The organism is Gaetbulibacter jejuensis, assembly GCF_039524015.1.
Taxonomy (GTDB): Bacteria; Bacteroidota; Bacteroidia; order Flavobacteriales; family Flavobacteriaceae; genus Gaetbulibacter_B; species Gaetbulibacter_B jejuensis.
The window spans coordinates 217886-231918 of sequence record NZ_BAAAGF010000004.1 but is presented as its reverse complement, the minus strand read 5'-3'; the positions used below and the strand labels follow the sequence as shown (position 1 = coordinate 231918).

The following is a 14033-nucleotide window of genomic DNA, read 5'->3' as shown; positions in this document are numbered from 1 at the left end:
AAATTATAGCGCTTTTAAAATTTAAAACTATCTTTACTCTATAATCTTAAGCCCATGAATCCTTCTGCCAATGGCTGGATAAAAAAATTACTCAAGGAGCTCAGTGCCAACACCTCTTTTTGTCAACTAAAATTGGACGACTTTTATGTAGCCTTAAAGCAAAGTGGATTTATCTACGGAAGTAATATTTCTATTGTAGATAATTGCATTGAAAACAGGGAGTTTCTTCATGAAGAGTTGACCAAAGTAAACCTTTTGGCCTCTTTTTATTACATCCACAACAAGGAAGGTGGCAAAGCAGATTTTGTTGAAAGCGTTATTAACTTTTACAACACTATCGATGTTTACAAATCTTCTTTTTTTGAAGAGCTTTTAGGTGAAAAAAAATCCTCTGAGCTTTTGGAAGCTATGGTGAATAAACGTGTGCATATTGATGACAATATCCTCACAAAAAACTTTAATTACTTTATCACCAATGCACTGCTTTTTGTTGATGTTATTGCGTATCAAAAGTACCTTAGAACAGATGTAGTTTCTGAGACCTACTTAAAAAATCTTGAAGCAGCTATTGAAACCATTATTATTGATGTTTTTGAAAACAAATCGGAAAAAACCAAATACGACAAAAGCCTTATTAAACTCATTGAAGCATCATTGAGATACCAAGACAATAGAACGCATAGCTATAACGAAGTGATCACTTTTATAAACGGACGGCTCAGCAAATACTACATTACTGATATTGTATGTATGGCGTTTTGGAGTGATAAAACCATTGACCTTGAAGAGAAACAGTTTTTAAAAAAACTAGGTAAAGACCTTGATGTAAAACAAGATATTATTGAGGCTTCCATTGAGCACATTAATGTGTTTTATGAAACCAATAAAGATAAAATTGCATTGCTGAACTCTAAAAACATGGTTCAGAGTTTTTATGACAACTCCAGTAAAATGGTACGAAAACTCATAAAACGCAATAGCAAACGCTTACTCAAAGAGCTTAAAGAAAGTAAAGAGCTCATGATATTGCTTACCAAATCAACCACAAGACCACTTAGTGACGACGAACAAAAAAAAGTACAAGACCAATTACTAGATATTTTTAAATCCATACCTAGCTTAGCCATTTTTATGTTACCAGGTGGTATGCTTTTACTACCTATTTTTATAAAATTTATTCCTAAATTGTTACCATCGGCTTTTGATGACAACCGTATTGAAGAGGATTAAAAAATGTTGTAATTGTATATCTGTCAATAATTTATGAAACACACATTGAACATTTTACTTCTGATTTTAACTTTTATTTCGTGTAAAAACAAATCAAATTTTGAATTAAAAACAGAAAAAACTGAAGTTGAAAAATTAGAATTTCAGAAAGCAGAAAAAGTTGATAGTATTATGAATGAAAATAGTTCAAATTCTGAAGTAGCAAATTATGTGCCTACAGAATTAGAAATTCAAAAGAATTTACCAAAATTTGTTAATAATGCTAAAATTCCTGATAGTTTAAAAATAGTCTATGATGAAATAATATTTGGAGATTTTAATGGAGATGAAAAAGAAGATTTTGCTTCAACATTAATAAACTTGGAAAACGGTTATTTTGGGGTATTAGTTATTCACAATAACAAAAAAACCGATTATTCAATTTTTGGAGCAGGAAAGGAAATAAATGGGATGAAAAACCTTGATTGGATTGAAGGTATCAAAACTATACCAAAAGGACAAGTCATTTCACCAACTATAGTAGATGAAGAAACAGGAGATATAATAGAACAAGACAAAAAACAGAATTTTAAACTAATTGGAAACGGAATCTATTTAAGTATTGAGGAATCTCATGGTGGCGGAATTATATTTTGGAATGGAAAAGAATATAAATGGTATCATATAGAATAAAAGCTAGTAGCTAACAATATATTAATTGACACTACTCCAACCACAATTTAAAATCCTTTACGCGCTCTCTAGCTACAATAACCTCTTGTTCATTATAGTTATTTAACTTTACCTGAAGTCTGGAGTTGGTATAGCTAATCATGTCTTTTATAGCGTTAATGTTGACAAAGAACTTTCGGCTTATTCTAAAAAAGGTTTGTGGTTCTAGTTCGTCTTCCAACTGCTCTAAGGTTAAATCTAACAAGTAGTTTCTACCTTCGACAGTATAGGCATAAGTGCCTTTGTTTTCGCTGTAAAAACATTCAATCTCATCAATATTAATAAGCTTAAGGTGTTGACCAACTTTTACCGAAAATCGTTTTTTATACTCTCGCTCTATTGGGTTTACCAACAGTTTTTTAATATCGTTAAAATCTAACGTTACGGCTTGTTGCTGTGGTAAACGCTCTTTGTATTTGCTTACTGCTTTAGCAAGATCGTCTTCGTCAATAGGCTTTAATAAATAGTCAATACTATTTAATTTAAAGGCTTGTAACGCATACTCATCGTAAGCTGTTGTAAAGATAACAGCAGACTTTATATCAATGTGTTCAAAAATTTCAAACGATAAACCATCGCTTAATTGTATGTCTAAAAAAATTAAATCAGGATGTTGGTTATTTTGAAACCAATCCAAGGCTTCTTCAACCGAGTGTAACATGGTTTCTACAGTAAGGTCTAACCTTTCAATCATTCTATGTAACCTACGTGCTGATGGTTTTTCGTCTTCAATAATGATAATTCTCATTGCCAATCTTGTTTATCTTTATCCATAAATTCTTTTATTTTTTTGGCTTCCCACTGCTTTCCAAATAAAAAGTCTGGTCCAAAAACGCCTAATCCGTGAAAAAGCAGTCCTATTCCCCAAAAAAAGGCTGTTGAATAGGTAGCAAAGCTTTTTAAACTGCCACCACTATACACTATAATAAAAATAACAACAATATTTATAATAATGTATGATGCCAAATGCCAGTAGAAGCCTACTATTTTTTCTACTTTTTTCTTAGCTCTTAAATACGCTTCTTCATGACGTATTTTATCTTCGAGTTGATTATTCTCGGGATTGTAATTAAACTGTTCCATAGCTTTTAGTTCCATTTTTTCTGTTCTTCTTCTTTCATAAATTGCTCAATCTTACGCTTTTCCCAGGTTCTACCTAAAACGCCATCGTTAACAAATACTTTGTAAGCATGGAAACCTATTCCCATTCCCCAACCTAACATTGGAAACCAAAACCATTGAAATCCCCAATACGTTTTGTAATTGATGAAAATTAAAAAAGGAATGACTAAACAGTACGAAATTAAACCGTAGTAAAACTCTTTTAGGTTATCTACATGCTTTCTTGCACGTATGTAACTGTCGTCAAATTGCGATGGTAATTCAGACTTTCTCATGATTGATATTTGTTTTGTAAGCATTGGTATTGCAACTGCAAAACGGTTTGCTTGTTGATTGATGTATACTTTTTTAGTGGTAAGGAGCTGATAACGTTGTTTAATGTTTTCGAGACCTACTCCACTACTCTTTTTTACTATTTGTTTGGGTTGCAGATTATTTTCAACAACCAGGTTTTCATTTGCATCTTCATATATTTTAATATGCAAAGGCTTGGTAGATGTTACCATATTATGCTTTACAGCATTTTCTAACAGTAACTGTAACGATAATGGTACCACTTTACTTTCAGGGTTTGATGCCTTTTCAGGAATATCAAACGTTAAGCTATCTTCAAACCTCATCTTTAAAAGCAGCATATAGGTTCGAGCAAAATCCAATTCTTCGTCAACGGTTACTAAATCCTTATTTTTTTGCTCAAGTACATATCTATATACTTTTGAAAGAGATGTTGTAAACCGTTGTGCACTGTCTGGGTTTTCTTCAATTAAACTGGTTAATACATTTAAACTATTGAACAAAAAATGTGGGTCTAATTGATTTTTTAACGCGTCAAACCTTGCTGTTGCTGTTCCTGCAATTACTTTTTGCTCCTTTACTTTATTCTGTTGATAGCGATTATAGAAATAGACTAGATGAAAAATAACAACAATGGTCATTGTAATCCACAATCCAAAACTATATTGGTTCCAGCTTTGTAAGGCTATAAAATCTTCCCATGACACACCACGATAAACGATGTACTGAAAGGCATTCATAATAAACAAGCCTAACATGGTAATAGCAACCGAACCAACAAGACCTATAAGTATTCTTTGAAAACGCTGCTTTTTGGTCCAGTTGAATTTTTCAAGGAACGCAAAATAGTAGTAGTTAGAATACCCAAGCAAGAAACTATACATTTGATAAAAGCAAAAGCTTATCAAAAAGTCGTTGAAGTTATCAAAATCAAACCCATCATAAAATAAATTACCTACTATAAAAACTGCACAGCCAATAAAGAACGTAAGCGCTGCATTTTTGAAGGATTTGATCATGATACTTTAGTTTTTTGTTTATTATAATTATTCTTTACAAGCAGCAACTGTTTGTTCTACTCGCTCTTTTCCCCAATTAGGGTGAAATGGTGATTCTGGTTTAAAGTTAGCAAAAAGTTCTAATGCTCTTTCTAGATCTTTACAAAATGGTGCTGTATCTTGTCCAAAGTATTTAGCACTTCCCATATCCCATTCGGCTTTTCCTGATACTACTCTTGGATTATCTGGAGCAATTTTTAAGGCTTTACTGTACAATTCACTAATTTTCCCTGAGTATTTCATTCCGTAGGTCATCCCATCAAAAGCAACCCAGTTTGTTAATACATGTGCTTGCATTACCAATAATTCAGGATTGTCTTTACTAATTGACATAGCAGTGTTTAAGTGTTCCTGAGCTTTGTCTAACTGTGCTTTAAGAACGTTAGCATCTTTTTCGCTCCAGCTTTTTAAGCTATTCATTTGAGCAATGTAATAATGTGGTAACCATTGGTCTGACTCAGCGTTTGCAATGCGTTCAAACATATTTTCGGCTTCGTCCCATTTGTTAGCTTCCCAAAGGCTAAATGCTTTTTGCATTCCTTTTTCAAAATTGGTTTGCGAATGTATAGTTCCTGAAACCATTAGTGTTGCGATGATAATTAAATGTTTCATTTTTGTATTGATTTAGTGTTTGTGTTTTTAATTTGATTCAAATATCTTAAGTATGGTAACCGTTTGAAAATCTATAGTACTGAACTGTAAATTTTGGTTACTGAATTGTGATTTTTATAAATTATCTAACTGATTATCCTTTCCATCGTCGCTAATAGTCCAGAAAAATCCAACAAAGAAGAATTGATCTGCTGCTGGTAAAATGGCTTGTCTGTTAAAATTACCGTTAGCATTTGCCGTATTAGAATATTGATACCCATTAATATTATTAAACCCTAAGACGTTATTTACTGAAAAGTAAAGTATCTTTTGTTGGCTTAATAAATAGGCCCAGTTAAAACTTAAACTGTTATAGCTTTTAGTGGTTTCATTTAAAAAACCGTTTCTGTTTGGGTTAGTATATGGTCGTCCTGAAGCGTAGCTGTAACTTAACCCAAGTTGACTTTTCCAATCATCTACCCAATACTTTACTACTGCTGAAAAATTATGTGTATTCGCAAAACTTGGCTGCGCTTTTTCTGGGTAATTAAGGTATTGTCTTTCGGTATCTAAATAAGAATAACTTAACCAGTAATCTATATTTTTTAAACTCTTATTATCTCTCCAAAAAACATCTAATCCTTGAGCATATCCAGAGCCTTCATTAGTATAGTCGCTATCAAAACTCGCCATATCAGTATCAAACAATACCAAGTTGTCATACGCTTTTCTATAAGCTTCAGCTCTAAACAATCTGCCATCACTTACATGCTGATAGTTTAAAATATAATGCTGTGTGTTTTGTGTTTTTAGATCGTTGTCAAACTTTAAATAATCTCCTGAAACAGTTTGAAAAAAGTTACCATAAGCTAATGATACCTGACCGTTTTTTGAAGTCTTGTAAGCTAAAGATGCTCTAGGTGCAACATCAAAACGCTTAGTAGTGCTGTAATAATCACCTCGTAAACCAGCTTTTAACGCTAGTTTTTTACTGAATATAATATCAGTTTCAGCAAAAACTGCAGATATATTGTTATTAAAGCCATAGCTAGCACTAATGCTCTCGTCAGTATACGTTTCATTAAAATCGGTTAAAAATTGTTCTGCACCAAAGCTTAGTTTAAAACGACTACTGAATCGTTTTTTAAGTTTTAATTTAAAATGAGCAGAATGTTCTTTATTATCAATATCACTATCAATAATACCTACATCAGTATTGGCAACTGTATAACTTAAACCTGATTTTATAGACCAGTTATTGTTTAACACACCACTGTAGCTCGCGTTTGTGTAGAAATTGTTGTTTTTTAATTTAAAATCAATTCCCTCTTCATAATTAATATCTTCTTGATTCAATTCTAAATTAGAAGTATCAAAAGCAGCATAAAACTTTAATAAACCTGAGTCGAATTTTTGTCTAAAAACAGCTTCTCCTTGAGCACCTCTATATGGCTTTTCCCAATCATTTCTATCAGGAAACAAAGCAATATAAGGTGCTAAATTTATATAAGACGCATTAACACTCAATGAGGAATTGTTCCATTTTTCGGTGTGACCCAATCCTCCACCAACAGTCATTATACTAATATCTGTTTTTTCTTGGTCTGGTTCGTCAATAGTGTTCAACAGCAACACACTAGAAAGCGCTTGTCCGTATTCTGCTGAATATCCACCTGTAGAAAATGTAATTCCGTCAAATAAAAATGGAGAGTATCGGCCTCTTGTTGGCATATTGTTAGGTGTTGGACTATAAGGTGTAAATACTCTAATACCATCAATAAAAATTTGAGTTTCAGCAGCATCACCACCTCTTACAAAAAGTCTACCATCCTCAGCAACTGTTGATGTTCCTGGTAATGTTTGTAAAGCACCAACAAAGTCACCTAAAGCACTTGCAGTAGTTACCACATCTAAAGGTTTAAGTACCGAAACTTTACTGTTGTCATTAGCTTCAAAAGTTCCTGCTGAAATAACTACAGCATCCAATACACTAACGTCTTCTCTTAACTTAATTTGAACATCAGTAAATGTTGTTACCTCATTGGTAATTGATTTTGTTTCATAAGATAAGAAGGACACTATTAAAGTTTGTTGTCCTGTTTCTTCTGTAGTAAAGCTAAAATTACCTTGTTCATCAGTCGTAGCACCATCGTAAGTACCATCTAGATACACATTTGCTCCAAAAACTGGCTCACCAGAAGTATTGGTTACCTTACCACTAACTGTTGTTTGAGCTATAGTAAGTGTTGTAAAAAGCAATACTAAATACGTAATAATTTGTTTCATTGTAATAGTTGATTTAAACTGTTCGTTTTTTGATTGATGCCACAAAACTGCAACAGACCTATTAATACTGAAATTCAATGTCACCGAATTGTATGTTTTTTATGACGAATTGTAAAAAATTGAGAAAATGAGTAACTAAAAGCCTACATTTACTACTAATGAAGTAGCTATTACTTATCTAAAAACCAACACAATGAAAAAGTCAGTTTTATTCCTGTTCAGTATCTTGTTTTCAATAACCTTTAATGCCCAAGACAAACGGCTTAGAGGCATAGAAAAGGAACTCAATAAAATACTCGAAGTAACTAATGCACCTGGTTTTGCAGTTGCTGTTGTTGAAGGCGACAAAGTAGTTTATGCCAAAGGATTTGGATACAGAGACTACGAGAACAAAACACCTGTAGATATCAACACCCTTTTTGCAATTGGGTCTTCCTCAAAAGCATTTACTTCTGCCATTTTAGGAATATTAAGAGCTGACGAAAAACTCTCTTTTGATGATAACCCTAGACTTCACATACCTGAATTAGAGTTTTATAATAATGATATGAACAACAATATCATTATTAAAGATCTTATGAGACACAGCACAGGTCTTCCAAGGCACGATGGTTCATGGTATTTTTTCCCAACGCATGACAAAGACAGCTTATTGGCAAGAGTAAAATATCAAGAACCTTTTACAGGTATAAGACAACAATGGTATTACAATAATTTTGGCTTTTTAGCTCAAGGTGTAATCGCTGAAAAAATTACTGGTAAAACTTGGGAAGACAATATTAAAGAGTTGTTTTTTGAACCTCTTGGTATGAATCGTTCCAATGCATCTATTTCTGAAATGAAATCAGCCTCAAATGCTGCTTATGGCTATTTGTTAAAAGAAGACAACACCATTAGTAAAATGAAATACTATGATATTGCTGGTATGTCTCCTGCAGGAGCAATAAACAGCAGTGTGTATGATATGACTAAATGGCTGATTACATGGATAAACAATGGAAAATTTAATGATAAAGAGATTATACCTGAAAGCTACATCACTGAAGCTATAGGGTCTCAAATGGTTATTAGCAGTAATATTCCTGACAAAGAATTTCCTGATATTTATTTAAACAACTATGGTTACGGCTGGTTCTTACAATCTTATAAAGGACATTATAGAGTGGAACATGGAGGCAATATTGATGGATTTTCGGCTAACGTAGCGTTTTTCCCTACCGATAAAATTGGAATTGTTGTACTTGCCAACCAAAATGGTTCAGCGGTTCCATCATTGGTTAGAAATACAATTGCTGATAGAATGATTGGTGCAGAACAAACTGATTGGGCAGAACGCCATAAAGAAAATCTTGAAAAAAGTAAACAAGCACAAGCCGAAGCAAAAGAAGAGTCTTCAATTTCAAACGTAAAAAACACAAAACCTTCACATATTACTCTTGACTATACAGGAACTTACTCCAACAAAGGTTATGGCGATTTTAAAATTTATGTAGAAAACGACTCGTTATTTTCTGAAGCTAATGGAGAAAAAATTTATTTTAATCATTTTCATTATGATGTTTTTGAAATGATTGATGTTACTGACAATAAAGTTGACACCACGCAGTATGGTAAAGCGCTTAAGATAAACTTTCAAACTAATGATGCTGGAGACATTTCAGGAGCAAAACTAAAGTTAGATCCAATGGTTAATGCTATTGAATTTAAACGTACTCCAAGTACTATTGACATAGACTTAAAAACGCTTGAGCAATATTCTGGTGAATATGAATTAGCTGGCACCACTTTAAAGGTGTATGTTAAAGAAGAAACACTGTATCTTTTTGTTCCTGGTCAACCAGAATATGAACTCATGGCTACTGATAGACATAAGTTCTCTTTTAAAACCCTTGAAGGTTTTAAAGTAGAATTTGTTGAAGCTGAAGATGGTAAAATAATTGAACTGAAAGCAATACAACCTAACGGAACCTTTGTGGCAAAACGAAAGTAACTTCTTAATTATAGAGTATTAAAAGCACTTTTACCAAAGTGCTTTTTTTTATGAGTCTGCGTTAGTCAATATATCATGAGTAGCCCATTGTACTGCAGCATCTAAATCGTTAAAACGTCTTATTTTTTGTGTGAAGAATAAGCTTTCAATTAAGGTATTAAGAAAGCTTTTACTAGAATAGCCAACTACTCCATAACCTTTTAGCGCATAATTTCCTTTAAAGAATTTCACCCAACCATTAGGTTTTACAGAATAAGAATGTATTCGGTGTGATAGATATACAATATCTGCACCATTGCCTCCAATGAATTTTGAAACGTCTTCTACAATTCGATTACCATGATCTTCCCAAGTAAAATTAATACCTTCAGAAATTTCAGAAATCAAATACCCTTTAAACACAAAAACATCTCCAAATTCATAATTGAATTCTTTCAATACTTGTTCGTATAAAGGCGTATGTTTTACACTTATCATAGATTGAAATTAGTAATAAAACGAATACTATAAAAAGCATATAATAGTTTTTCGACGTAATGAATCAAAAACAAGTTAATCTATTGTATTTTAAATAGATAAGACCAAAACAAAGTTTTACAAAACCTTGATAAAAAGTAGTTTTAGTCCTTAGTTTGTAAAGAATCTTGATACTTAATAAGTGTTTCGGCAATGTTTTGTGCTCTCGTGTTGCGAGGATTCATTTCAAACGCAATTTTGTAGTTTTTATAGGCTTGCGCACTATCACCTGCACTTAAATATGCTTCACCCAAACTATCATACACATTTGAGCTTTCAGGAAACATAGCCACATTCATTTTTAAAACTTCTATAGCATCGTCGTATTTTTTATCGTTAATTAAGCGATAACCAAGTTGATTAATTTCACCTTCGTTAACCACATCTATAGTGGAATCTTTTTTCTTTATTGCAAGAAAACCTTCAACCGCTTGCTTGTACTCTTTATCTTTTAAGTGCATACGTGGTGTTTTGTAGTCATCTGCAACCTTTATAAAATCATAAGTAATTAAATCTTCATTGTCCTTTGAAATTTCAGATAGGTAAAACACCTCGGTTTCTGGGTGTTTTACAAACCTCAACTTAGCATACAAATCACTTACAAAAAACTCATTGCTATCCATTACGACAGGCTTTATAACACCTTCACGCCAATTAAAATATATGGTATTATCTTTATAGAAGACGTCAATTACATCATTATCATGATACAAATAACGTCCTGTAGTTTGCGCTTTAAATTCTGGAGAAAATTTGACGTTTTTAGAACACGCACTTAGAAGAATTACTGTAAGTAAAAGAAATAGTGTATTACGTTTCATAATAGTTGGTTGGATTGGTTATTAGTTGAGACCAGAGCAAAAAAAAGTCTCATTTATAAATGAGACGATTTTTTTAATGTATTGTTACGTGTTTACTGTAAAAAGTGGCAATCTACTTTACATCCATCAATTCTACATCAAACACTAAAGTAGCGTTTGGAGGTATAACTCCACCTGCTCCTCTACTACCATAACCAAGATCGCTAGGTATTACTAAACGTGCTTTATCACCAACGTTTAATAAGCAAATACCTTCATCCCAACCAGGAATAACTTGTCCTACTCCTACCTGAAAATCTAACGGTTGGTTACGCTTGTATGAAGAATCAAACACAGTACCATCGGCTAACTGACCTTTATAATGTACTGATACCATTTTACCAGCTTCAGCAGCTTTTCCGTTTCCTTTTTGAATGATTTGATATCTTAAACCGCTTTTAGTTTCATCAAAACCAGCAGCTAATTTATCTAGCTCAGCTTTTGCAGCTTCACGTTCAGCAGCTAAACGTTTTTCTCTTGCACCTTCAAATGTTCTAAACGCTTCAACAGCATTAAAGTTTTCAGCATCAGCTCCAACTCTTACAATCTCTAAAGTATTAATTTCGTCACCTTGTGCAATAGCATCTACTACATCTTGTCCTTCTACCACTTTACCAAACACAGTGTGGTTGTTATCTAACCAAGGTGTTTCAACATGAGTGATAAAAAACTGACTTCCGTTTGTTCCTGGTCCTGCGTTTGCCATAGACAATACTCCTGGTCCATCGTGCTTTAAATCTGGGTGAAACTCGTCGTCAAACTGGTATCCAGGATTTCCTGAACCTGTACCTTGTGGGCAACCACCTTGAATCATAAAATCTGGAATCACTCTATGAAATTTTAATCCGTTATAATAAGGTGTACCTTGTGGTTTTACTGAGTTTTCTAAGTTTCCTTCAGCTAATGCTACAAAATTACCAACTGTTCCTGGTGTTTTTTGATATTCTAATGCGACTACTATCTCGCCTTTTGAGGTATTAAATTTTGCGTATAAACCGTCTTGCATGCTATTTTATTTTAAATGAGGTGCAAAGATAAAAAAGTATGTGCGAAGTACGAAGCAAGAAGTGAGAAGATTAAAGCAAATGTTAATCTATTCTAAAACAAAGAATTAATTGCTACAAACAAAAAACTATAAACTATAAACTAATTAGCAACTTCACTAATAAATTTAATTCGATAAAGGCGTAATTCTTCATCATCATAATCACCATCAAACTCTTCTATAGCATCAGAAATTTTATCGGTTTCAGACTCCATAAAGTACTCATGGATTTCTTCTTGCTGGTCTTCATCTAAAATTTCATCAATCCAATAATTGATATTCAATTTTGTCCCTGAATACACAATCGCTTCCATTTCCTTTATAAAATCTGGCATATCCATACCTTTTGCTGAAGCAATATCATCTAAAGGTAATTTTCTGTCCACGTTTTGAATGATGTAAAGTTTTATAGCAGAGTTAGTACCAGTACTTTTAACCACCATATCATCTGGTCTTATGATATCGTGTTCTTCAACATAGTTTGAGATTAATTCTATAAAATCCTTTCCGTATTTTTTAGCTTTACCATCTCCAACACCATGCACATTACTCAATTCGTCTAAGGTAATAGGATATTTTAAAGCCATGTCTTCTAAAGAAGGGTCTTGAAAAATCACAAAAGGTGGTACTCCAAGTTTTTTAGCATTGCGTTTTCTTAAATCCTTAAGTAAACCCATTAGCTGTTCATCGGCTACTGCTCCTCCTCCTTTTGAGGCTGTAATAATACTATCATCGGTAGTTTCATCAAACACATGGTCTTCAGTCATCATAAAAGACTCAGGAGAATTTATAAAGTCCTTACCTTCATTTGACAATCTTAAAACACCATAGGTTTCAATATCTTTTTTAAGGTAACCAGCCACCAAAACTTGGCGTATCAATGCCATCCAATAGCGTTTATCATGATGACTTCCAACACCAAAAAAGTCTTGTGCATCAGTTTTATGCGAAGCAATTAATGCGTTGGATTTTCCTGTAAGTACATGTACCAAATCCTTAGACTTGTACTTCTCGTTAGTTTTTGCAACAGTCTCTAAAAGCACTGCAACATCTTCTTTGGCTTCGTGCTGCTTTTTAGGATTACGCACATTATCATCCATATCGCCTCCTTCTCCAGTTTCGTTGTCAAACTCTTCACCAAAATAATGCAGTATAAATTTTCGTCGGGATACCGAACTTTCTGCAAAAGCAACAACTTCTTGTAATAAGGCTTGCCCAATTTCTTGTTCAGCAACAGGTTTACCTGACATGAATTTTTCGAGTTTCTCAATATCCTTGTAAGCATAAAATGCCAAACAATGTCCTTCACCACCATCACGACCAGCTCTACCAGTTTCTTGATAATAACTCTCAATACTTTTTGGCATATCATGGTGAATAACAAAACGTACATCAGGTTTGTCAATTCCCATACCAAAAGCAATAGTAGCTACAACCACATCTGCATCTTCCATCAAAAACATATCTTGATGTTTAACTCTGGTTTTTGGGTCTAATCCTGCATGATAAGGTACAGCGTTTATGCCATTAACCTGAAGCACTTGTGCTAATTCTTCAACTCGCTTTCTACTTAAACAATATACAATACCCGATTTTCCTTCGTTTTGCTTTATAAATCGAATAATATCAGCATCGACGCTTTTAGTTTTAGGACGTACTTCGTAAAAAAGATTCGGTCTATTAAAGGATGCTTTAAAGGTATTGGCTTTGGTGATATCTAAACTCTTTAAGATGTCTTCTTGTACCTTAGGTGTAGCAGTTGCTGTTAATCCAATAATAGGTATGTTATCACCAATTCGTTTTATAATGTGTCTTAAATTTCGGTATTCTGGTCTAAAATCGTGTCCCCATTCACTAATACAATGGGCTTCATCAACAGCCATAAATGATATTTGTACAGACCTTAAAAACTCAACATGTTCTTCTTTAGTTAAAGATTCTGGCGCTACATAAAGCAATTTTGTAACTCCATTTACAATATCTTCTTTTACTTTTCTAACTTCTGTTTTATTGAGAGAAGAATTTAAAACATGTGCAATTCCTTCTTCGTTCGACACACCTCTTATGGCATCTACTTGGTTTTTCATTAAGGCAATTAAAGGCGAAACAATAATTGCTGTTCCGTCTTTAATAAGTGCTGGCAACTGATAACACAGTGATTTTCCGCCACCTGTAGGCATAATCACAAAAGTATCGTTGTCTTGAACTATACTTTTTATTACAGGCTCTTGAAGCCCTTTAAATTTTGAAAAACCAAAGTATTGTTTGAGTGCTGAATGTAAGTCAATTTCTTTTATACTCATTAATCCCTATTAGTATTTTATATACAT

General features: G+C 33.2%; 12 protein-coding genes. 3 read left to right on the top strand and 9 right to left on the bottom strand.

Annotated elements, in window-relative coordinates:
- The first annotated feature begins 54 nt into the window (after positions 1–54).
- Both ABD011_RS13105 and ABD011_RS13100 read left to right on the top strand, forming a co-directional pair.
- Positions 55–1230 carry an LETM1-related biofilm-associated protein gene (locus ABD011_RS13105; RefSeq protein ID WP_343798949.1) on the top strand — a complete coding sequence of 392 codons (1176 nt, stop codon included), beginning with the start codon at positions 55–57 and terminating at the stop codon, positions 1228–1230.
- 33 nt (positions 1231–1263) lie between these two features.
- Positions 1264–1902, top strand: a complete 639-nt coding sequence (locus ABD011_RS13100) for a hypothetical protein (RefSeq protein WP_343798947.1) — start codon at positions 1264–1266, stop codon at positions 1900–1902.
- Between the two features lie 31 nt (positions 1903–1933).
- On the opposite strand, the gene ABD011_RS13095 is transcribed toward ABD011_RS13100, so the two are convergent.
- From ABD011_RS13095 to ABD011_RS13075, 5 genes are all read right to left on the bottom strand, one after another.
- Entirely contained in the window at positions 1934–2689 is a 756-nt protein-coding gene (locus tag ABD011_RS13095) for a LytR/AlgR family response regulator transcription factor (protein ID WP_262733086.1), read from the bottom strand.
- Complete coding sequence (locus ABD011_RS13090; protein ID WP_238155816.1) at positions 2686–3039, bottom strand: 2TM domain-containing protein; 354 nt, start codon at positions 3037–3039, stop codon at positions 2686–2688. Before ABD011_RS13090 ends, ABD011_RS13095 begins: the two co-directional genes overlap by 4 nt.
- Positions 3030–4376, bottom strand: a complete 1347-nt coding sequence (locus ABD011_RS13085) for a 2TM domain-containing protein (RefSeq protein WP_335976678.1) — start codon at positions 4374–4376, stop codon at positions 3030–3032. Before ABD011_RS13085 ends, ABD011_RS13090 begins: the two co-directional genes overlap by 10 nt.
- Before the next feature lie 27 nt (positions 4377–4403).
- Positions 4404–5027 (bottom strand): tetratricopeptide repeat protein, encoded by a 624-nt coding sequence (locus ABD011_RS13080; RefSeq protein ID WP_343798939.1) that lies wholly within the window; start codon positions 5025–5027, stop codon positions 4404–4406.
- A gap of 114 nt (positions 5028–5141) precedes the next feature.
- Positions 5142–7292 (bottom strand): TonB-dependent receptor, encoded by a 2151-nt coding sequence (locus ABD011_RS13075; protein WP_343798937.1) that lies wholly within the window; start codon positions 7290–7292, stop codon positions 5142–5144.
- A 193-nt stretch (positions 7293–7485) separates the two neighbouring features.
- On the opposite strand from ABD011_RS13075, the gene ABD011_RS13070 reads away from it, so the two are divergent.
- Positions 7486–9282, top strand: coding sequence for a serine hydrolase (locus ABD011_RS13070; RefSeq protein ID WP_343798935.1), 1797 nt, complete (start codon positions 7486–7488; stop codon positions 9280–9282).
- Positions 9283–9330: 48 nt separating this feature from the next.
- On the opposite strand, the gene ABD011_RS13065 is transcribed toward ABD011_RS13070, so the two are convergent.
- The 4 genes from ABD011_RS13065 to ABD011_RS13050 form a co-directional block, all read right to left on the bottom strand.
- Entirely contained in the window at positions 9331–9759 is a 429-nt protein-coding gene (locus ABD011_RS13065; RefSeq protein ID WP_131508316.1) for a hypothetical protein, read from the bottom strand.
- Positions 9760–9902: 143 nt separating this feature from the next.
- Positions 9903–10619, bottom strand: a complete 717-nt coding sequence (locus ABD011_RS13060) for a tetratricopeptide repeat protein (RefSeq protein ID WP_343798932.1) — start codon at positions 10617–10619, stop codon at positions 9903–9905.
- A 112-nt stretch (positions 10620–10731) separates the two neighbouring features.
- Positions 10732–11664, bottom strand: coding sequence for a peptidylprolyl isomerase (locus ABD011_RS13055; protein WP_129761244.1), 933 nt, complete (start codon positions 11662–11664; stop codon positions 10732–10734).
- 140 nt (positions 11665–11804) lie between these two features.
- Positions 11805–14006 carry a RecQ family ATP-dependent DNA helicase gene (locus ABD011_RS13050; protein WP_343798929.1) on the bottom strand — a complete coding sequence of 734 codons (2202 nt, stop codon included), beginning with the start codon at positions 14004–14006 and terminating at the stop codon, positions 11805–11807.
- Positions 14007–14033: the final 27 nt, after the last annotated feature.

Bases quoted from the DNA above. Each gene is read 5' to 3' on its own strand.
- ABD011_RS13075 (WP_343798937.1), bottom strand. From the start codon at position 7,292: ATGAAACAAATTATTACGTATTTAGTATTGCTTTTTACAACACTTACT.
- ABD011_RS13055 (WP_129761244.1), bottom strand. From the start codon at position 11,664: ATGCAAGACGGTTTATACGCAAAATTTAATACCTCAAAAGGCGAGATA.
- ABD011_RS13060 (WP_343798932.1), bottom strand. From the start codon at position 10,619: ATGAAACGTAATACACTATTTCTTTTACTTACAGTAATTCTTCTAAGT.
- ABD011_RS13085 (WP_335976678.1), bottom strand. From the start codon at position 4,376: ATGATCAAATCCTTCAAAAATGCAGCGCTTACGTTCTTTATTGGCTGT.
- ABD011_RS13080 (WP_343798939.1), bottom strand. From the start codon at position 5,027: ATGAAACATTTAATTATCATCGCAACACTAATGGTTTCAGGAACTATA.
- ABD011_RS13065 (WP_131508316.1), bottom strand. From the start codon at position 9,759: ATGATAAGTGTAAAACATACGCCTTTATACGAACAAGTATTGAAAGAA.
- ABD011_RS13050 (WP_343798929.1), bottom strand. From the start codon at position 14,006: ATGAGTATAAAAGAAATTGACTTACATTCAGCACTCAAACAATACTTT.
- ABD011_RS13090 (WP_238155816.1), bottom strand. From the start codon at position 3,039: ATGGAACTAAAAGCTATGGAACAGTTTAATTACAATCCCGAGAATAAT.
- ABD011_RS13105 (WP_343798949.1), top strand. From the start codon at position 55: ATGAATCCTTCTGCCAATGGCTGGATAAAAAAATTACTCAAGGAGCTC.
- ABD011_RS13100 (WP_343798947.1), top strand. From the start codon at position 1,264: ATGAAACACACATTGAACATTTTACTTCTGATTTTAACTTTTATTTCG.
- ABD011_RS13095 (WP_262733086.1), bottom strand. From the start codon at position 2,689: ATGAGAATTATCATTATTGAAGACGAAAAACCATCAGCACGTAGGTTA.
- ABD011_RS13070 (WP_343798935.1), top strand. From the start codon at position 7,486: ATGAAAAAGTCAGTTTTATTCCTGTTCAGTATCTTGTTTTCAATAACC.